The organism is Paenibacillus sp. J31P13, assembly GCF_056269295.1.
Map to the genome: position 1 here is coordinate 574311 of NZ_JBWDNR010000003.1, position 19667 is coordinate 593977.

General features: G+C 43.8%; 17 protein-coding genes. 12 read left to right on the forward strand and 5 right to left on the reverse strand.

The features are described 5' to 3' along the window. Nucleotides 1-49 precede the first annotated feature (49 nt). The 3 genes from AC0YOD_RS13380 to AC0YOD_RS13390 are packed head-to-tail and all read left to right on the forward strand — an operon-like array spanning nt 50 to nt 2801. On the forward strand, nt 50-844 hold the full coding sequence (locus tag AC0YOD_RS13380; RefSeq protein ID WP_475799790.1) for an ABC transporter ATP-binding protein: 795 nt from the start codon (nt 50-52) through the stop codon (nt 842-844). Continuing rightward, complete coding sequence (locus AC0YOD_RS13385) at nt 845-1708, forward strand: ABC transporter permease (RefSeq protein ID WP_475799791.1); 864 nt, start codon at nt 845-847, stop codon at nt 1706-1708. It abuts the gene before it with no gap. Nucleotides 1709-1733: 25 nt separating this feature from the next. Further along, the gene (locus AC0YOD_RS13390; protein WP_475799792.1) at nt 1734-2801 is read left to right on the forward strand and encodes an ABC transporter substrate-binding protein; all 1068 of its coding nucleotides are present in this window, start codon (nt 1734-1736) and stop codon (nt 2799-2801) included. 78 nt (nt 2802-2879) lie between these two features. Here the strand turns inward: AC0YOD_RS13390 and AC0YOD_RS13395 are convergent, their stop codons facing one another. Beyond that, nucleotides 2880-3863, reverse strand: coding sequence for a GGDEF domain-containing protein (locus AC0YOD_RS13395; RefSeq protein ID WP_475799793.1), 984 nt, complete (start codon nt 3861-3863; stop codon nt 2880-2882). 24 nt (nt 3864-3887) lie between these two features. Then, a complete protein-coding gene (locus tag AC0YOD_RS13400; RefSeq protein WP_475799794.1) occupies nt 3888-4694 on the reverse strand; it encodes an alpha/beta fold hydrolase in 807 nt (268 codons plus the stop codon). A gap of 201 nt (nt 4695-4895) precedes the next feature. Here AC0YOD_RS13400 and AC0YOD_RS13405 point away from each other — a divergent pair, with 201 nt between their 5' ends. From AC0YOD_RS13405 to AC0YOD_RS13425, 5 genes are all read left to right on the forward strand, one after another. Further along, nucleotides 4896-6656, forward strand: coding sequence for a cache domain-containing sensor histidine kinase (locus tag AC0YOD_RS13405; RefSeq protein WP_475799795.1), 1761 nt, complete (start codon nt 4896-4898; stop codon nt 6654-6656). Then, nucleotides 6653-7444: a response regulator transcription factor gene (locus AC0YOD_RS13410; protein WP_475799796.1), complete on the forward strand. Its 792-nt coding sequence runs from the start codon at nt 6653-6655 to the stop codon at nt 7442-7444. Before AC0YOD_RS13405 ends, AC0YOD_RS13410 begins: the two co-directional genes overlap by 4 nt. 106 nt (nt 7445-7550) lie before the next feature. Then, nucleotides 7551-8882 carry an extracellular solute-binding protein gene (locus tag AC0YOD_RS13415; protein ID WP_475799797.1) on the forward strand — a complete coding sequence of 444 codons (1332 nt, stop codon included), beginning with the start codon at nt 7551-7553 and terminating at the stop codon, nt 8880-8882. A 95-nt stretch (nt 8883-8977) separates the two neighbouring features. Next, nucleotides 8978-9859: a carbohydrate ABC transporter permease gene (locus tag AC0YOD_RS13420; protein ID WP_475799798.1), complete on the forward strand. Its 882-nt coding sequence runs from the start codon at nt 8978-8980 to the stop codon at nt 9857-9859. Between the two features lie 13 nt (nt 9860-9872). Then, nucleotides 9873-10757 (forward strand): carbohydrate ABC transporter permease, encoded by an 885-nt coding sequence (locus tag AC0YOD_RS13425; RefSeq protein WP_475799799.1) that lies wholly within the window; start codon nt 9873-9875, stop codon nt 10755-10757. 313 nt (nt 10758-11070) lie between these two features. On the opposite strand, the gene AC0YOD_RS13430 is transcribed toward AC0YOD_RS13425, so the two are convergent. Then, nucleotides 11071-12678 carry a glycoside hydrolase family 43 protein gene (locus AC0YOD_RS13430; protein WP_475799800.1) on the reverse strand — a complete coding sequence of 536 codons (1608 nt, stop codon included), beginning with the start codon at nt 12676-12678 and terminating at the stop codon, nt 11071-11073. Nucleotides 12679-12868: 190 nt separating this feature from the next. On the opposite strand from AC0YOD_RS13430, the gene AC0YOD_RS13435 reads away from it, so the two are divergent. Continuing rightward, complete coding sequence (locus tag AC0YOD_RS13435) at nt 12869-13753, forward strand: helix-turn-helix domain-containing protein (RefSeq protein ID WP_475799801.1); 885 nt, start codon at nt 12869-12871, stop codon at nt 13751-13753. A 44-nt stretch (nt 13754-13797) separates the two neighbouring features. On the opposite strand, the gene AC0YOD_RS13440 is transcribed toward AC0YOD_RS13435, so the two are convergent. Continuing rightward, entirely contained in the window at nt 13798-15066 is a 1269-nt protein-coding gene (locus tag AC0YOD_RS13440; RefSeq protein WP_475799802.1) for an MFS transporter, read from the reverse strand. Between the two features lie 32 nt (nt 15067-15098). Then, entirely contained in the window at nt 15099-15719 is a 621-nt protein-coding gene (locus AC0YOD_RS13445) for a TetR/AcrR family transcriptional regulator (RefSeq protein ID WP_475799803.1), read from the reverse strand. 234 nt (nt 15720-15953) lie between these two features. On the opposite strand from AC0YOD_RS13445, the gene AC0YOD_RS13450 reads away from it, so the two are divergent. The 3 genes from AC0YOD_RS13450 to AC0YOD_RS13460 all read left to right on the forward strand — a co-directional run bounded on the left by AC0YOD_RS13450 (nt 15954) and on the right by AC0YOD_RS13460 (nt 19661). Further along, nucleotides 15954-17576, forward strand: a complete 1623-nt coding sequence (locus tag AC0YOD_RS13450; RefSeq protein ID WP_475799804.1) for a cellulase family glycosylhydrolase — start codon at nt 15954-15956, stop codon at nt 17574-17576. Between the two features lie 195 nt (nt 17577-17771). After that, nucleotides 17772-18755, forward strand: a complete 984-nt coding sequence (locus AC0YOD_RS13455; protein ID WP_475799805.1) for an ABC transporter permease — start codon at nt 17772-17774, stop codon at nt 18753-18755. A gap of 18 nt (nt 18756-18773) precedes the next feature. Next, the gene (locus AC0YOD_RS13460) at nt 18774-19661 is read left to right on the forward strand and encodes a carbohydrate ABC transporter permease (RefSeq protein WP_475799806.1); all 888 of its coding nucleotides are present in this window, start codon (nt 18774-18776) and stop codon (nt 19659-19661) included. Nucleotides 19662-19667 lie beyond the last annotated feature (6 nt).

A 19667-nucleotide genomic window follows, 5' to 3' on the forward strand; every position in this document is an offset into this window, starting at 1 on the left:
TTAATTCTAAATGATCAAGCGATAATATAGCGCAATAGGGGGAGACGATATGCATAACAAGGCGGAGAAGGAAATCGTAGCGTTTAATCATGTTAGTAAAATATATAACACGGGAACAATCGCACTTAGCGATGTTCAACTCTCCATTAAAGAGGGTGAATTCATCAGTTTCCTTGGACCGTCAGGCTGTGGGAAATCTACTGCGCTGCGCATGGTAGCAGGACTGGAGGAGGCCACATCCGGCGGTGTATGGGTGAATGGCAAGGAACCTAAGCAGTTGATTCGCGAGTCAAATGATATTGCATACGTTTTTCAGGAAGCGAACTTATTGCCTTGGCGGACGGTACTAGACAATGTGATTTTACCGCTTGAGCTCCGAGGAGGAAATATGAAGGGGAATAAGGAAACCGCAAAGCATGTACTTGAGATGGTAGGTTTGAAGGATTATTTCAAAGCCTACCCAAGGCAGCTATCCGGGGGCATGAGGATGAGAGTATCGATTGCTCGCGCGTTGGCAGCGAAGCCAAAGCTTCTGCTGATGGATGAACCTTTTGCGGCGCTTGATGAAATTACACGACAAACACTCCAAATGGAGCTATTCGACATATGGGAACGAGAGAAAATGACAGTCTTGTTCGTTACGCACAATGTATTTGAAGCCGTACTGCTATCTTCCAAAATTGCCGTTATGTCGGCACGCCCAGGAAAACTGTCAACTTTAATTGATGTGAAGCTGCCTTATCCAAGAACGCTCGGGATGCGTACGGAGCGAAATTTTGGCGAATACGTTGAGCTTGCATCGACTTATTTGGAGCATGGCACGCTTCGGAAGGAGCTGGGATAAATGTCGGTTTCATCAGTCGAAACGATTTCAAAGCCGCTTGAGGCGGCAACGGTTATGAAGAAACCAAGCCGGAACCTCGTGTATACATTCAAACACTATTATCTGGGTCCCATTGCAGCTTTTATCCTTGTGATGGCGCTTTGGCAGCTCGTTCCGGCATGGCTTGGGATGAAGCCTTTTATTTTTCCTAAACCGACTGATGTCTTAAACGCAGCAATCGAGGATTGGGGCATTTTATGGGGAGCTATACGAATTACGGTTTTGGAGTCAGTTGTTGGCTTTTTACTTAGCGCTGTAATCGGTATTGCCGTCTCGATACTGCTGGCAAGCTCTCTCATTATGGAGCGAAGCATTTATCCTTATGCAATCATTCTTCAGACAATCCCAGTTGTTGCTGTAGCTCCGCTAGTCGTGATCTGGTTTGGTGCTGGCTACAATTCTATCGTCGTTATTTCCTTTCTGATTGGGTTTTTCCCCGTTATCTCTAATACATTAATGGGGTTAAATTCAGTCGATTCCAGTATGGATGAGTTATTCACGCTCTATAACTCTTCAAAGTGGCAGAAAATGTGGAAACTCCGTCTTCCAGCTGCAATGCCTTATATTATGGCTGGTTTGAAAATATCCTGCACGCTGTCGATTGTCGGTGTCATTGTAGGTGAATACGTAGCGGGAGTTGGGGGCGGAAAAGGCGGATTGGGGTATGCGATTACAGTTGCAGCTGTTCAGATGAAGACCCCTTTCTTGTTTGCTTGCGGGATTGCCTCAGCTATTCTAGGCATCAGCTTCTATCTCATCGTTAGTTTGATAGCTAAGCGGGTGCTGGGCTCATGGCATGAGTCCGCGATGAAGACGAGAAAATAAATAGATAAAAGTGGAGGGAAACAAAATGAAGAAATGGTTGAAAAACGGGGGATTTGCTTTATCGCTAGTGCTAATGATGGTATTTGCAGCAGCATGTGGAGGCAATGCAGCAAAGAACGCACCAACAGAAACAACGAGTAGTTCACCAACTGCGGAGCCGGCTCCAGCTGCTACGGATGAGCCTAAAGCTCCTGCTGAGATGAAGAAGGCTAAGATAGTACTGAACTGGTTCCCGAAGGCTCAGCATGGCGGAGTATTTGCAGCACAAGAGCAGGGGATTTTTGAGAAGCATGGCTTTGATATTACAATTGAGCCGGGCGGCCCTCAGGTTTCTGCTGTACAAATAGTTGCTTCTGGAAAAGCGGAATTTGGTCTTGCACATGCTGATCAAATTATTATAGCCAAAAATCAGGGTATCGATCTAGTTGTAGTAGCAGCTGCGCTTCAAGGCAGCCCGCAGGCTCTCATGTTCCAGGAAAACGTTGAGGTTAAGAACTTCGAGGATTTAAACGGAAAGACGGTATTTGTTCAACCAGGTATTACGTATTGGGACTTTTTGAAGAGCAAATATGATCTAAGTGGTGTGAAAGAAATGACCTATACCGGCCAGCATGTAAATTTCCTTGCTGACCCAGAATCGGTAACACAAGCATTCTTAACATCAGAGCCGTTCTTCATGGAGAAAGAGGGTGTGAAGGTAAAGACGCTGCTTGTTTCAGATTCTGGCTACAATCCATATAATGTCGTGTTGTTTGTTACCAAAGAATATTTGGAGAAAAACAAAGAGACAGTAGGAAATTTTGTAGCTGCATTCTCGGAGGGGTGGATGTCCTATAAGGACACATCCAGTGAAGTAAATGCTGCTATCTTCAAAGCTAATCCGAATATTGCACTTGATGCCATCGAATTCGAAGATCAATCACAGAAGGAGTTTGTCTATGGCGGGGATGCTGCGGAGCATGGTTTTGGCTATATGACAGAGGAGCGTTGGACGACACTTATCAATCAACTTGCTGATCTTGGGCTGCTGAAGAATAAGTTCGATGCTACGGAAATCTTTACGACAGAGTTTTTACCTGGAAAATCATCATAGCAGACTATTGAATGTGAAAACAGAGCATGCTGGGCTAAACCCCTCCATGCTCTGTTTTTCTTTATTGAAAACAAGTCACTAGCTCATCGCTAAGTTAGCCGAATGGGTAATCCGATTTCTTCCGTTCTTTTTTGAGGAGTAGAGTGCCTGATCGGCTTTATTAAGCAAGGATTGATCCGTGTCCTCTTGTGAAACAGTCGCTGCACCAATACTAACCGTAACTTTGTATTCGCCCCAAGAAGCAGTCTCAATTTTTGAGCGGTACCTCTCAGCTGCAAGTAAGGCGTTCTCTTGGTCTGTATACGGAAGAATAATAACAAATTCCTCTCCGCCATACCGAGCTGCGATGTCTATTTCCCTTGATAGAGACTGGAGTAATTGTGCTAGGTTAGTGAGCACGAAATCACCGACAGGATGCCCATATGTGTCATTAATGCGCTTGAAATGATCGATATCAATGATAAGCAGTGAAAAAGTCTGCTGAGTTCGCTGAAATAATGCGAGGTTCTCAAGTAATCGTTGTTGAAAGAATCTGCGGTTTTTGAGTCCGGTTAAAGCATCTATGGATACTAAGGCTTCCAACTGATGATTCAAACTTATTAATTCCTGCTGCTTGATTTCGTATTCTTCGTGTAATCGCTCAAGCTTTTTATTTGCTTCATTTGTTGCTTGGTACAGTTCCTCAAGCTTGGTTTTGGTTTGGAGAATATCCTTCTCATGCTCTAATCGTTTACGCATCTCAACGACGACGCAATCAATAAACATTTCCCCGTCACGCTCCTGCCGAATCCCATTTAGAAGCACAGGCACATCCTGATAATCGCTTGTTCGAAAGGATAGGTACATCTCATTCACATGACCATACAACTGAATGAATGGATAAAAATACGTATGAAAAAACAATTTGTTCGTGACAGACATAAAAGATTCGATATGTCGATCCAGTAATTCCTGTCGTTCATAGACGAGCATATTTAATAGTGTTTGATTAACGGACTGTATGATCCCTGAGCTCGAAATAGAGAAATATCCACAGGGAGCATAATTTAATTGGGTATCCATTTTATTAGTGTGTTCCTCCAAGCTCTACTTGCTGGCAAGATATTGTTTGATCAAATGCGTTGTCTCTTCCGGATGACTGAGGTGAGGATAATGCCCCCTTGCGGTCATTTGTTGCAGCGTACTGTTCTTAAGATGGGCATGTAAATAGTCGCCTACCTCGATCGGAGCAATACTATCTTCAGAGCATTGGAGAATGAGGGAAGGGACTGATGCATGTGCAAGATCATTACGACAATCGGATAAAAAAGTGACCTCTGCAAATTGCCGTGCAATGTAAGGATCTCTTGAGCAAAAGCTTTTTTCCAACTCATTGGTTAATTCCTGACGTTCGGGATTGTTCATGACGATTGGCGCAAGATAGCTTGCCCAACCAATAAAATTCATTTGCATCATATTGAGTAATTCATCTATATCATTTCTATTGAACCCTCCATAGTAATCGGGAAGATCATTCACATAGCGAGGAGAAGGTCCAAGCATAATAATATGTTCAAAATATTTCGGATCACGTATTGAAGCAAGCATACCAATCATGCTGCTAACGGAGTGTCCTACGAATATTGCATTTCTTAAATCCAATGAAACCATGATCTCAAGTACGTCTTGCGCATAACCTTGTAAGCTGCTGTATTTGTCTGCATTATAATAACCCCTTTGAGATTCACCGGAGCCAACATAATCAAACAAGATGATACGATAGTCATCCTCAAAGTCAGGGACGATGTACCGCCACATATCTTGATCACAGCCAAAGCCATGCGCGAATACAATTGGTTGTTTTCCCTTGCCAAACACCTTTACGTTATTTCGTACTAGGAAGTCTATAGTCATCGGAAATCCCCTCTCTGAGGTGTCGCTATAATTTAATCCATATCTAAGGAATAAGCTTATGACTATTATATCTGATTAGATTGGATAATGGATTATATATCTAAATTAATAGTATGAATTATGCCAAAATGATAGGGCTTTCTTTTTTTTGCCGTTATTGTGTATATTAATAGCTACAAGAATCGGACAAGGGGTGTCGGCATGAACCGGTTTGGACAAATGAATACATTGCGGAATCAAATTTTCCTAGGCTTCATGCTCGTTATGGTCATTGTGTTGGGGGCGGTCGGCTATTTCACGTATGGTCAGGTTTCGGTTTTGCTGCGCAATAATGCAGAGAAACACATTCAGCAGACGGCTGTACAGGCAACGGGCAAGCTGGATGTGCTGCTGCGGCAGATTGATACGTTTACGATGCAGGTGGCGACCAATGCTACGATCCAAAGGCTTATGAACCAAGAGGTGGAAGGTCGAAAGATCAGCTTTGAGGAGCGGCAATCGCTGCAGCAGGAGGTGCGTAAGCAGGAAGCGTATGCAACAGGAATCCGATCATTGGAGCTGTATACGACGGACTATCGGATGTTGTTTCCATTAACAGATATAAGCTTGGACAGCCGAGTGCCTAAGGAATGGATTAGTCAGGCGGATGAAGGGAACGGAACGCTTGTCTGGTTCGGTGTGGACCCGCGTTATCCGGATTCCATTATTGCTATTCGTCATGTTAGGCTTATTGATCATTCTTTTTCTACGGCAGGGTATTTGATGGTGCGCATTGATAAAAACTACTTTGAGCTTACGGAGCAAGAGACAAGTGCTGGCAACAATACCAGCGAAATGATGGGGTTATTTGACGCTGCAAATCAGACGATTGCTTCCGATTTCTCTAAGGAAGTAGACGTGGAGAAAATGTTGAAGCAAGGAAATGAGACGGTAACGCTAGACGGAGAGAAATATATGGCCATTGATAAACAATCAGAGGCTACAGGCTGGAAAATTATTATTTTAACTCCCGTAAAGTACGCAACAGAAGGAATTTTGATTTTGCGTACGGTTTTAGTTGTTTCCATCATGGTAGGCGGTTTATTATTTCTCTTTTTAACGTTTATTTTATCAACGATGATCACGCGCCCAATACTAAATTTGATAAAAGTGATGCGAAATGCCAAGTTCGGGACGCTCAAGCCGATACCGGTTACGTCTAAGACCATGGAAATTAATGAACTAAATAATACGTATAATCAAATGGTAGTCTCCCTGAATGAATTGATTGATGTCGTGTATCAGAAAGAGATTATTCAAAGCAGGACAGAGCTGAAGGCACTGCAGGCGCAAATAAATCCTCACTTTTTGTTCAACACGCTCGAAGCATTCTATTGGGCGCTTGAAGAGAAAGGGGAAGAGGAATTGTCCCAAGTCGTCATTGCGATGTCTGGTTTGTTCAGATACGTCATTTCACGCGCAGACGAGGATGAGTGGGTTACAGTCGGGGATGAGCTCGATCATGCGGAAAGGTATTTGAAAATCATGGATATGCGTATGGTTGATAGACTGACATGGAAGGTAGAAGCCGAAGAGAATTTTCGCAGTGTTCCGATTCCGAAGCTGTTGATTCAACCACTAGTTGAAAATGCCATTCTTCATGGTGTGGAGCAGCGTATCAGTACAGGAACCGTTATTGTGCGAGTCGGACCATCTAAGCGGCCGGGTTACACTCGAATTGCAGTGGAGGATAATGGCCCTGGCATGGATGAGGAGAAAATTCGTGCTTTATACACTGCGATGGACAAAGGGCATACCCATGCTTCCTCCAAAAGCACCGGGGTAGGTATAAGCAATGTGGAGAGAAGATTGAAGCTTTATTACATTTCCGACAATAATGGCTTGGAGATTCAGAGTGAAATAGGCTGTGGAACAACGGTTACCTTTGAAATACCGAATGAGCATGGGAGTGATACAAATTGAAAACCATACTAATCGTGGATGATGAACCGAGAACAAGAGAAGGCGTTCGAAAAGTGTTGGAGGCATGGTCAGCTGGTCAATATCGAATTGAAACAGCATCAAATGGAATAGAGGCGCTAGAGTGGCTGACACATAACGATGCTAACTTACTCGTGACTGACATTCGTATGCCTGAGATTGGGGGATTGGATTTGGTTGAACGAATAAATGAGCAGCTGCCAAATCCCCCCGTTGTCATCATTATTTCGGGGCATCCCGAATTTGATTATGCACAGAGAGCGCTTCAATTCGGAGTTGTTGAATATTTACTAAAGCCGTTGGAAAAAACTAAACTCATTAATGCGGTAGAGAACGCTATGAAAAGGGAAGAAAGCAAGCATCGCATTGAGCGGATGGAGAAGCTTGTTGACCCGAAGCTGCTGGATACGATGCAGGAAGAGAATAACTATAGCCCCCAAGTACAAGAAGCTATTCAATATTTGAATGCTCATTTGCAGAAGCCGCTTACGATGCGAGATACGGCAGAACATTTGCATATGAACGCGAGCTACCTCAGTGTGTTGTTCAAGGAGCAAACCGGCCTGACTTTTAGTGATTATTTGACGAGGAAAAGAGTGCAAAGGGCTAAGGAATTACTGTCCAGCACAAGGCTTTCAATAGCTGATATTGCAGATCAAGTCGGCTATCAAACGTCAAAATATTTTGTGAAGGTTTTTCGCTCTCTAGAAGGAACTAGTCCGGGTCAATATCGTAAAAGCAACGCTCATGCCGAGGAGAGAATCCAATGAAAGTAGTATTTTCCCCAATTCATATGTCCTTACGATGCTGCCGTCTTGTTGATAATATAGATTTGTAAAGATCAAATCTATCACAAGCAGAAAAGGGGTTGTAAACGTGTTCAAAAAGAAATGGACGATTCTGCTATTAACGCTTTGCCTGGCACTCGTCGCAGCAGGTTGCAGTGGGAAATCGAATAACGACGGCAGTAAAGACTCTAGTAACGGATCAAATGAAAGCGGTTCCGAAAAAGTGACCGTAAACTTCATGCACTTATGGCCAGAAGGTGTATCAGCCGGTCAGAACAAAATCGTTAATCAAATTATTGCTGAATATCAAAAAGATCATCCTAACGTTACGATCAAACAAGAAGTGCTTGATAATGAACAATATAAAAATAAATTGAAAGTGCTTTCAGCTTCAAACCAACTGCCGGATGTAGGCGTTACTTGGGCTGCTGGCTTTCTCCAACCTTATGTAGAGGGCAAACTATTCACGCCGCTTGATGATCTGCTGAGCGGAAATCTGAATGGGAAATTCGTCAGCGGCACAACGGAAGCGTACGCTGTAGATGGTAAAACATATGGATTGCCGCTGGAGTTCAACATTTCGCCGATATACTACAACAAAGCAATCTTTGAGAAATATAACCTGGAAGTACCGCAAACTTACGAGCAATTTAAGCAAGTTGTGAAAACGCTCTCTGAGAATGGCATCGCGCCAATTACTCTTGGCAATAAGGATCGCTGGACGGGATCACTATGGTACATGTACTTGGCTGACCGCTTTGCAGGACAAGAAGCATTGTCGAAAGCGATTAGTGGTTCTGGGTCATTCAAGGATGAAAATCTGGTTAAGGCTGCAACAGAGGTTCAATCGTTAGTTGAAAGCAATGCATTCGTTAAAGGCTTTAACGGTCTGTCCAATGAAGAAGCGAAGTCAGAGTTCCTGAACAGCAAAGCTGCTATGTATATGATGGGCACATGGGAGCTTCCTAACTTCACAACCAATGAAGATATACCTAAAGAGTTCCGCGACAGCGTTGGCTTCTTCAAATTCCCTACGGTTGAAGGCGGAAAAGGAGATATTAATAGCTGGGTAGGCGGACCGGGTGTTGGACTATTCGTTTCGGAAAACTCAAAGGTAAAAGCAGAAGCGAAAGCTTTCGTAGAATATTTCGTTGAAAAATGGGGAGAGCAAGCCGTTACTGGAGCAGGTGTTATTCCAGCAACGAAGGTGGATACTTCCAAGCTTGAGCTTCCTCAACTGTATGTAGATCTGTTCAATGAAATGAATCAAGCAAGCAGCATCACTCTATTCGCAGATGTTCAAATGCAAGCAAATGCTGCTGAGTCACATCTAAACCTGATTCAATCACTATTCGGCAAAGCTGTTACGCCTGAGAAATTCTCAGAAGAGCATGATGCAGCTATTTCCAAAGGAAACTGACAGCTTCTAAAATAGGGAGCGCGGGAAGTTGTTTACCCGGCAGAACATGCCGGGTAAGCTTTTACTCCTCGAAAATGAGAAAGGAGTCGGCTATTTTGGATAAGGTAATGTCGAATAAAAAGATAATCGCACTTTATGTGCTGCCCTCTTTGCTACTAATTTTGGCTATTGTATACATTCCGATCGTTCTGACAGGCTATTATGGATTAAACCAGTGGAACGGGATCGGAGCAATGAAATTTATTGGTTTGGATAATTATCAGGCGCTGATTAAGGACAAAATGTTTTGGAACAGTGCGGGTCATTCGCTTCTATTAGCTGTATTTTCAGCTCTTAGTCTCATACTCTACTTAGTTATTGCAATGGTGTTATCTGCTAAGCTAAAAGGCGTGAACTTTTTCCGTAAAATTTATTTGATTCCGATGCTGTTATCGTCCGTGGCGATTGCACAGCTATGGCTGAAAATTTTTCATCCAACGAATGGGATTCTGAACAGTCTTCTAGAATCCGTAGGGGTTGCAAATCCTCCCGCATGGCTAGCTGAGCCTTCGATTGTGTTGTTTGCTTTATTTATCCCAATCCTGTGGCAGTATGCGGGCTTCTATATTTTAATCTATTACGCAGCGCTTAAGAACATCCCGAATTCACTAGAGGAAGCGGCAAAGATCGACGGTGCGAACGCTTTTCAGATCGCATACAAAATTAAGCTCCCGCTAGCGATGGAAGTTATTAAAGTAACGATCGTGCTTGCGATTGTCGGATCGCTCAAATACTTTGATCTCATCTACGTCATGACAGATGGCGGGCCGAACGGATCCAGCGAAGTAATGGCATCCTATATGTATCACCAAGCTTTCCGGGCATATGATTTTGGCTATGGCAGTGCGATTGGCTTCTTCCTGCTAATAATTTGTCTAATCGTAACTTGGATCATTCGTAAATTAACTGCTACAAAAGATACGATTCAATATTCGTAAGGAGGGACGCTTCATGATGTCCGGAACTGTAGGACAATTGGGAGGCGGGGCCAAAAGCTCCGGTACGGGAATAGCAAGCAAGCTGGGCTATGCCGTGTTGTATATCGTACTGAGCGCTGTTGCCGTATTGCAAATTTTCCCGCTCGTATGGCTGCTGTTTTTCTCACTAAAGAACAATCAGGAAGTGTTCAATCTTCCTCCGCTTTCATTGCCTATGAATCCGAGATGGGAAAATTACGAGAAGGTATGGAGCGCAGGAAATATCGATGTTTATTTTTTCAACAGTGTTTGGATTACGGTTGCAGCGACATTGCTTACCATTGTTTTGGGAAGTTTGGTCACCTACGCGATTACGCGGATGAAGTGGAAGGGCAGCTCTTTGGTGCTGGGTCTGTTCATGGTGGCGATGATGATTCCGGTTCACTCGACGCTGATTCCGCTGTTCAGTATTTTTAATAAAATACATTTGATCGATCATCCGTTATCACTTATTTTATCTTATGTAGCGTTCAATATGCCGATCACGATTATGATCTTGCTTGGCTTCTACTACGCCCTACCGCGTGAAGTAGAAGAAGCGGCGGTTATCGATGGCTGCTCCGTGAACCGCGTGTTTTTCCGGATTGTGCTGCCGATGACAGGCTCTGTTATAGCAACAACGGGCATTATTAATATGATTTACAACTGGAATGAATTTATTTTCGTCAACACCTTCATTAGCTCAGACTCTTATAAGACGCTTACAGTTGGCGTGCAAAACTTTATTGGTCAATACACAACAGATTGGGGCGCAATCGGCGCTACTCTGATGATCAGCATCTTGCCGATCTTGATTGCATTCCTGTTCCTAAGCGATCGTATAGTGGAAGGGATCGCAGCGGGCTCGGTCAAAGGCTAGGCTGTTTAACTTGAGTCCTATATTAATAGAAGAAGAACCTTCGATCACGATTAAGATGATGGAGGTTTTTTCTTGTCTGAATATGTTTTATTAGATGAAATGGAAAAAGTAGCGGTAATGTAGTAACGGCTGAAGCGTTCCAAGGGTGCTAGGAGTGTGTGCCGGAACAAAATAGAGCTAGAAACTAGCTCTATGGGGTTGATTTTATTTGTTTTAACGGAAATAGAGCTAATTATTAGCTCTATTGATACATTAGACAAAAAAAGAAAGTTCTCGAAAACGTCTAAGCGTTCAAGAGAACTTTCTTGTTTAATTAGTGGATATCATAAATGAAATAGTCAAAGTCTGCATGCTGACTGCGTCCCGATGTATCTTGGCACTGCATGCCGACAAATGCGCCTGTAAAGAAGCCGCCGCCTTGAATATAATCATCTGAAAGCTTGTAGGATTCAAAGTCTACAGGAAGACGAGTCCAGCTTTCTCCGTCTAAGGAGTAGGAGTAATAATACAATGTGTTTTCCACATCCACTCGAATGTACACATAATCTATATCATCCGGAATAGCGATTTCTTTGCCTTGAAGAGGCTCCGAGAACGAGAAGTTATCGCAAGCGACAAGCTGAAGGATTCTACCTTTTTCTTCATTCCACGAAATTTGGCAGGATGTCCAGTTTTGCGTATTGTAATAGTTCACGAGTCCAGCTGATTGTTGGAAAGTCGTTGGATGGAAATCAATCTTCGTTTCTGCTGTAAAGTTGAAATGCTGCCAGCGTCTTGCAATAAACGATTGCGTAAATTTAGATGTCAAAGACTCTTTGCCGTAAAGACGAAGATGCCCAGGATTATCGGACAGCGATACGATTTGATTTCCTAAAGGAATGCGCAGGCTTTGGAAATGCAGATTAAGCGTATCGTTATCAAAATCATCCTTCACCAGATAGTCCGGCTCCCATTGCTGTTCTGGAATGTTCGGACCTTCAATGACGAGTGAAGGCTGGTTGCCGCCGATGACATATGGCCATTCGTTTCTCCACTCTAGTCGCTGAATCGCAGTTTCTCTGCCCAGCGGACAGTATCCGCGCGGATCAAGCAGTGGCTGGCCTTCTCTGGACAGCGGTCTTCCTGTCAAATGCACCAAGAACCATTCGTTGGTATGTGTTTGAACAATGGAAGCATGACCGGCCTTTTGCAATGGAATACGCGGCGCATGGAATGACGTAATTAATGGATTATGCGGATGCACCTCGTAGGGACCACGAAGCTGCTTGGACCTAGCGATGGTAGCCTGGTGTTCATATTTCGTGCCGCCCTCAGCTGTAAGCAAATAGTAGTAATCGTTGATTTTGTATAGATGAGGAGCTTCTGTCAACTTAATGTCCGTACCTTGGAATATGATTTCCGGCTTACCGATAAGCTTCTGTTCACTCACACTGTATTCTTGAAGCACAATGCCATAGAAGTTATGATGGCCGACCCGTTGATCCCACATCATGTTTACAAAATATTTTCTACCATCCTCCTCATGGAACAACGAAGGATCGAAGCCGGAGCTGTTCATATGAATAGGCTCAGACCATTCACCGTCAATCGTGTCACATGTAACCAAATAGTTATGGCAGTCTTTCCATTGTCCTTCGGTTACTTTAACATCGGTATAGATCAGCCAAAATTTATTGTCACTGTAAGAAAGCGCAGGAGCCCAAACACCGCCGGAGTCTGGATTACCCATCATGTTCAATTGACTGAGTTTATTCAGAGGTCTTGCTGCAAGCCTCCAGTTTTTTAGATCCTTAGAGTGGTAAATCCCAACGCCGGGAAACCATTCGAAGGTCGAGACCGCAATGTAATAGTCTTCTCCTGCACGGCAAATACTGGGGTCCGGATTAAAGCCGGGTAAAATCGGATTTTGTATGTTGGTCATTTCCATTCTCCTTTGTCAGTTACCCATCTAGATTATCTACTAGGATAAGAATTTAAAGCTATAATAGCTATATCATAGCAAGGAATGTATCTCGTTCACATATCCATACCATGTTGATATTTACCCAAATCAATCATCTTTTTAATGACTGATAATACTCGTAATCGAAGAAGAAGGAGGGAGCTTGCTTATGTTGAGTAAAACTGAACCCGTTCGAAAGGAATTTATGCTTCCTGATATGGATTCCACCTTCCGTGTATTTGCAGCACATTGGCGTACGGTTGATCAGGATTGGAAATATCCGCTTCATAGGCATCCTCTATTTGAAGTGAATCTCGTATTATCAGGTATTCAGGAGATGAAGGTCAACGGGGTAGCCTACAGGCAAGGTCCAGGTGATCTTATATTGCTCAATCCGGGGGACAATCATCAAAGCATAGTCATTGGCGACGAGGAAATGACGTATTATTGCTTGCATTTTGAAGTGGATGAACGGCCTTTTCGTGAGCTTCTTATTCGTAATAGCAGCTGCTTTCACGAATTCGGGAGTGAACTTGCCGTTGCCATTAGGCCTGCATTGGATAAATTAATGGCATTAACATCGGAAGAGGCAGTTGTACGCATGGAGTCTAGAATGAGCGTTTTATCGGCTTTATTTGAACTGTTTGCTGGCTTAAGCGGTACATTATCCGAGCGCAACCGAGATGCTGCTGGAGTACGAAAGTCTGCGGCAGCTTCACAGATTGCAGCTATGCTGGAGCAGGTTGTCGATCATGCAGCGGACGGGGATGTGAAGCAGAGCGAGATGGAGACGGTAAAATCAATTGCTGCTGCGGTAGGCTACAGCATGTCATCGGTTAATCGTATGTTTTCCCATGTGTACGGGATATCCCCACGGCAGTATTTGTCTGCTCTGATGCTGAAAAAAGCCAAGCTGCTGCTAATGGATCCAGAAACAACAATTGAATCCGTATCAACAAAGCTTGGCTATCATAATATTGCTCATTTCAGTAGGCAATTTAAGCGTTGGACAGGAGAATCGCCAAGCAGCTTTCGCAGCCGATTTCATGAATAATTGAAATAGTTGATCCTAACGGCATAGCGGGAATCCATTGCGATTTATTGTTCTACTTGTACAGTTTGGTTTTGATCGAGGGCAGCGCGAGTTGTCAAAGCAGGAAGAGTCAACCAGTAGTAAACACTGACGACAATTAAGCAAAGACCAAGCAAGTAGTATAGCCATGTGATAGAAATCCAGGCGGGAAAAGCAATAGTAATCATACCAAGCGCTGCGGAGTAACCGACCATCATAATAGGTTCGATCCATGCATTGACGCGCCCCATGCTTTGGGGCTCCACAAGCTCAGGCAGCCAACCGCCAAGTACAATATTAACGGGCGCCAATATGATTCCGGTAATAAAGACAATCGGGAAGAAAATCCAAATATGAACAACGGAGCCTAAGACGATGATGAGGATGCTATTTAGAAGAAGACCGGCGATCAGAACAGTCGTTTTTGAAAATCTTTTGATGAGCATAGGGCCTGCGAGACTACCGAGTAATACGCCTACGCCAAGAAAAATAGTGATGAAAGAGGAATGGAGCTCGTAATTATCTGGGCTTAGCTTATATTTCATCGTAAAGATAGGAAGTACAGCGAAGACCCCATTTATTACACCAAAGACAAGGAATCCAGATATGAGGTTTAGAAGCAGCTTTCGCTTGGTGATGTATTGGAATCCCTGACGAAAATCTGCAAAGATAAGACGCAGCCGAAGATCTCGGATTTGAGCTTTTCCGTTCGGCAATCGGACTTCTTCTGGAAAGCGACAAAGTGAGATTAGCACGCCTGAGAGAAGAAAGCTGATCCCGTCAATGATAATCGCTCCTTCAATACCTACAAGATGATAAGCTGTGGCGCCTAAGCTAACACCGAAGAGCATGAACACACCCATCAGCATTTGGTTTAAGCCGGCGGCATGAACATACTGACCAGGCAGCAAGCTTCCCTGTAAGAGTCCCATTTCTGCAGGCCCGAAGAACTTCGCGATGGCGCTGCGCAAAAAGAGAATGGCAAAGGCGGCAACTAGCCAATCTTGATGAACAATGAGTAGGAGCAAGGCGGATAGACCTGCGCGAATCCAGTCGCTATAAGCAGCGATAAGCTTGCGATCCAGCCGATCTGCGAGCACCCCGACTAACCAAAACACGGCAAGTGTTGGCACAGCATACATCAACTCCGCCATGGATGCTAAATCTGGACGGTTACTGAAACGGTCCAGCAGATAAAAGGCAAAAGCCATATTTCCGACTACCGTACCAAGCTGGGAAGCAAATGCGGCAAGAAATAATTTTACAAATGTCGGATTACGAAACAAGGCGGCCATTATATCCAACTCCTCATCATTTTAATAGCTATCTAGTCATTCTTAATGCCAAGCAATTGTTGCAAATAGGTCGAAAGAGCATCTAGCTGTTTCTCCGTATTGGCCATTTCAAATCCAACAGTGAGTGTATGGATAATAATTCCTTCCTGATAGGATGCGGTAAGTTTTCCTATTATATCGAGGGGCATAGTTGGTGTGAACTCACCTCGATCAACTCCAAGCTGAAGTAATTGAATGAAGCGCGTGGTGCCATTCTCGTACCTTTTTACAAGACGCTTTCGCCGATGATCATCACGCCAGCCAGTGAGATAATATTCATAAAAGGTTGGTAAGATGCTGTTGGTCGTATGAATGAGGTCATTTTTCACTTGATTAAGACCTAGCTCAATAAATGCCCAGATGGTAGGGAGATCCCTTACAGCATCACGAACGGTTTGATCATATTGCTGATCATGCTGTTCCATGATGGCTTCAAAAATCTCTTCCTTCGTTTGAAAATAAAGATAAATCCATCCTCGGCTCATTTCGGCTTCCTCAACAAAATCCTTCATGGTGGAAGGCTCATAACCCTTACGAATAAATACACGCTCTGCAGCTTGTAGAAGCTGCTGTCTTCGCTGCTCCCTTTGCTCATCTGAAATTTTCGGTGACATTGTATAATTCTACCTCCTTCTGAAAAATGAACCGTGTGTCATTAATAATAATGACACGCGGTTCATTTTGCAACACTCTTTTAGAAAAATTTCCTAATGAGAAGAGAAAGTGTGCTGCTTTCGGATATAAGCACTGTTTTTCGGATTGTGCACCGAGGGTGACAATCCTATGCTATATTTTGAGAGTATGAAAGATGAGATACGCAATCAAGCATATAAGGAGGCAATCCGATTATGAGTGTGCATAGGAACAGTAATGACGTAAGCGGTTTCATTAAAGCGGATGGAAAAAGGATTATCAATGGAGATGGCAAAGAAATCGTTCTAAGAGGCGTTGGCTTCGGAAGCTGGCTGCTGCCGGAAGGATACATGTGGAAGTTCCCAGAAGGCGGCGATCGACCACGCAAGATTGAAGCCATGGTAGAGGCTTTGATCGGGGAAGAGAAAGCATCCCTGTTCTGGGATACTTATGTGGAACGCTATGTGGATGAGATGGATGTCCGCGTGGTTGCCGAGCAAGGCTATAATTCTGTACGGCTTCCCATTAATGCTCGTGGAATTCTCGTGGAGGATGAAGAGCTGGTCTTTAATGAAAAACGTCTGGCACGTATACACCAAGTAATAGAATGGTGCAGAAAATATAAGCTTTATGTTATTTTGGATCTGCATGGGGCGCCGGGCGGTCAAACGGGAGCCAATATCGATGATTCTGAGAATGATCTGCCCGAGCTATTTACCGATCGCCGAAATCAAGAGCTGACGATTGCGATCTGGCGAATGTTCGCCGAACGCTATAAGGATGATTGGATTATCGCGGGTTACGATCTCTTTAATGAGCCGCTTCCGGACTGGTTCAACAAGTACAATGATGCGGTGATGCCGCTGTACAAGGAAATTACAGCAGCAATACGTGAAGTGGATGAGCGTCATATGATTATTATTGAAGGTGTTCATTGGTCAACGGATTGGAGTATTTTCACAGAGAAATTTGATGATAATCTGATGCTGCAATTCCATAAATATTGGAACAATCCCGACACAGAAAGCATTCAGAAGTATCTGGACAAGCGAGAAGAGTGGAATGTGCCGATCTTCATGGGTGAAGGTGGAGAAAATAATGCGCAGTGGTACAGCGGAGCCTTTCAAATGTTCGAGGATCATCAAATATCGTGGAATTTCTGGACTTGGAAGAAGATGAGCACCTCGAATTCTCCCTACTCGATTCGCATGCCTGAAGGCTGGGAATTACTTACGGCCTATTTGGAAGGTGGAGCTAAGCCGGATGCGGAGACTGCGGAGAAGATATTGAATCAATATCTTGATAATCTCAGATTAGAGCAGTGTGATGCTTTTCCTGAAATATCTCGGTCGCTGCTTCGTCATATTCCGCTTCGTATTCCTGCTGAGTTTTATAGGCAAGGTGAGGGAGTTGGGTTCGGCATTATGCAGAAGAGTGAGAGCAAGGTCGGGTTGCGGGCAAATGATGGTGTTCCAATGCGGATGATTACAGGCAAGACCGAGATGCCAAGCTATCACTCTGAGGGCGGTAAAGTATGGGCCGAGGACAACACGGTCTGCGTTGAGCTAAAGGCGGGTGATTGGCTCGCATATGATGCCTTATGTGTTGATGCAAGGCGGTTTGATCTCCGTGCTCGACTGCTTGCGACTGAGGGAGCTGCATTATCCGTTGAAATGGAAGGGCGAGAGCCGGTAGCCTGTGCGGTTAGCGATGAGGGCTGGAACGAGAGATTGTTAGTGAGAAACATAGAGGTGGCAAAAGGGCCAGTTCGGGTTATTATTCGTGTCATTAGCGGCAGAGTAGATGTGGATTGGCTTGAATTTACCTATACGGAATAAATGATGAAATCGAAAATGTGATGATCGGCAGCATCTGCCGGCATCACATTTTTTTTGTGGGTAAAAACAGCATCTTTCGTCAAAAACCGAAAAATGGTCACCTCAATACGAAATCTCAAGCCTTACGAGACAGGAGGCAACGATCTACAATAAATATATAAGATATGCAAAGGCTTACATCAGATTTACAACAGCATGGGGGTAATTAATGTGAAGACAGAGGTCAACGCAGGATCCGCTTCTCTGCCTGCTTCGGAAGCAAAGGCAGCGAGAAGTAAATGGTTCAGAAAGTTGTACAGTCAAAGACACATTCAGATTATGGCGCTGCTAGGCGTGATTTGGATGATTATTTTCAATTACGTTCCAATGTATGGCGTTATTATCGCCTTCAAAGAATTCAATATTGTCAAATCTATCAGTGAAGCGCCTTGGGTTGGCTTCGATCACTTTATAGAGTTTTTCCAAGATGACAGCTTCATGGATGTCATGAGAAATACTCTCGGCATCAGTCTCATTAAGCTGGCGATCGGTTTTCCATTGCCTATTATTTTTGCCTTGTTTCTTAATGAGGTTCGCTCTGTTGGCTTCAAAAAGGCGATTCAGACAATTTCCTATTTGCCTCACTTCCTGTCATGGGTTATTCTCGGCGGTATTTTGACAACCTGGCTTGCGGATGTAGGTGTGATCAATAATGTGTTGATGGGTCTTCATCTCATCAAGGAGCCTATCTCCTATTTAGCAGAGCCTAGCTACTTCTGGAGCATCATCATTACATCGGATATATGGAAAGAGCTTGGTTGGTCCGCCATCATTTATCTTGCGGCTATTGCGAGCGTTTCTCCTGAATTGTACGAAGCGGCGACGATTGATGGAGCGGGACGTTTTCAGAAAATGTGGTATGTTACACTGCCAAGCATCAAATCGACGATCTCGATCCTTTTCATTCTTGCAGTAAGCGGTGTGCTTAACTCCAACTTTGATCAAATTCTTGTACTGAGAAATTCATTGAATGAGAGTGCGAGCAACGTTGTTGATATCTATGTCTACCAGACGGGTATGCAGCAAGGACGCTATTCTTATTCAACGGCTGTAGGGTTGTTTAAGTCTGTTATTGCATTGGTTCTCTTATTAATTGCAAATCGCGTAACGAAAAAAATGAATGATACATCACTTTTCTAGAGAAGGAGGAGACTAGCCATGTTTAGTATTAAACGTAAAACAAAAGGAGAAGCATTCTTCGACATCTTCAATAACTTCGGTATGTTGCTCATTTGCTTCGCAACGATATATCCGATCTGGTACGTTTTGGTCAATGCTTTCAATGAAGGTCAGGACGGCATGCGCGGAGGGATCTATTGGTGGCCGCGGGTATTCAGCTTTGAGAGCTTTGATGCGGTTTTCCAAAGCGCAGGAATTATGACAGCTATGGGCATAACAATAGCTAAGACATTGCTAGGTACCTTGATCCATGTGTTTTTTACGGCGATGGTTGCCTATGCGTTCTCTCGTAAAGGGCTAATAGGCGGAAAGATATATATGCTCTTCGGTACGGTTACCTTGTTTTTCGGAGGCGGACTCATACCAACCTATTTGCTGATGAGGGATTTGCATTTGCTGGATAATTTCATGGTCTATATTATTCCTGCTATGTTCAGCTTCTTCGATCTCATCATCTTTATGACCTTTTTCCGTGATATCCCGGATGGGTTGGAGGAAGCGGCCAAAATTGACGGGGCCAACGACTGGTTAATTTTCATAAAAATCGTTCTCCCTGTATCGATGCCGGTTATTGCTACCATTGCCTTGTTCCACGGTGTTTATCAATGGAATGATTATTTTGCTGGCGTTATCTACATGAACAATATGGACTTGCAGCCGATTCAGACCTATTTGTACCGTGTTGTAGCTCAGTCCAGTTCCAGTCAGATGTTAGCCGCTATCCCCGGAGGTATTGGCAAATCGGTTACGACCCAATCCATCAAGCTGGCTACAATGGTCGTCACAACGCTTCCGATCGTTCTCGTTTATCCATTCTTACAAAAGTATTTTGTTAAAGGAATGATGATTGGTTCGATTAAAGGGTAATTTTGG

What these genes read in the sequence shown, in the direction of transcription:
- AC0YOD_RS13435 (WP_475799801.1), top strand. Translation starts at nt 12,869, where the DNA reads ATGTTGAGTAAAACTGAACCCGTTCGAAAGGAATTTATGCTTCCTGAT.
- AC0YOD_RS13405 (WP_475799795.1), top strand. Translation starts at nt 4,896, where the DNA reads ATGAACCGGTTTGGACAAATGAATACATTGCGGAATCAAATTTTCCTA.
- AC0YOD_RS13380 (WP_475799790.1), top strand. Translation starts at nt 50, where the DNA reads ATGCATAACAAGGCGGAGAAGGAAATCGTAGCGTTTAATCATGTTAGT.
- AC0YOD_RS13440 (WP_475799802.1), bottom strand. Translation starts at nt 15,066, where the DNA reads ATGGCCGCCTTGTTTCGTAATCCGACATTTGTAAAATTATTTCTTGCC.
- AC0YOD_RS13385 (WP_475799791.1), top strand. Translation starts at nt 845, where the DNA reads ATGTCGGTTTCATCAGTCGAAACGATTTCAAAGCCGCTTGAGGCGGCA.
- AC0YOD_RS13390 (WP_475799792.1), top strand. Translation starts at nt 1,734, where the DNA reads ATGAAGAAATGGTTGAAAAACGGGGGATTTGCTTTATCGCTAGTGCTA.
- AC0YOD_RS13425 (WP_475799799.1), top strand. Translation starts at nt 9,873, where the DNA reads ATGATGTCCGGAACTGTAGGACAATTGGGAGGCGGGGCCAAAAGCTCC.
- AC0YOD_RS13455 (WP_475799805.1), top strand. Translation starts at nt 17,772, where the DNA reads ATGGGGGTAATTAATGTGAAGACAGAGGTCAACGCAGGATCCGCTTCT.
- AC0YOD_RS13395 (WP_475799793.1), bottom strand. Translation starts at nt 3,863, where the DNA reads ATGGATACCCAATTAAATTATGCTCCCTGTGGATATTTCTCTATTTCG.
- AC0YOD_RS13430 (WP_475799800.1), bottom strand. Translation starts at nt 12,678, where the DNA reads ATGACCAACATACAAAATCCGATTTTACCCGGCTTTAATCCGGACCCC.
- AC0YOD_RS13450 (WP_475799804.1), top strand. Translation starts at nt 15,954, where the DNA reads ATGAGTGTGCATAGGAACAGTAATGACGTAAGCGGTTTCATTAAAGCG.
- AC0YOD_RS13445 (WP_475799803.1), bottom strand. Translation starts at nt 15,719, where the DNA reads ATGTCACCGAAAATTTCAGATGAGCAAAGGGAGCAGCGAAGACAGCAG.
- AC0YOD_RS13400 (WP_475799794.1), bottom strand. Translation starts at nt 4,694, where the DNA reads ATGACTATAGACTTCCTAGTACGAAATAACGTAAAGGTGTTTGGCAAG.
- AC0YOD_RS13460 (WP_475799806.1), top strand. Translation starts at nt 18,774, where the DNA reads ATGTTTAGTATTAAACGTAAAACAAAAGGAGAAGCATTCTTCGACATC.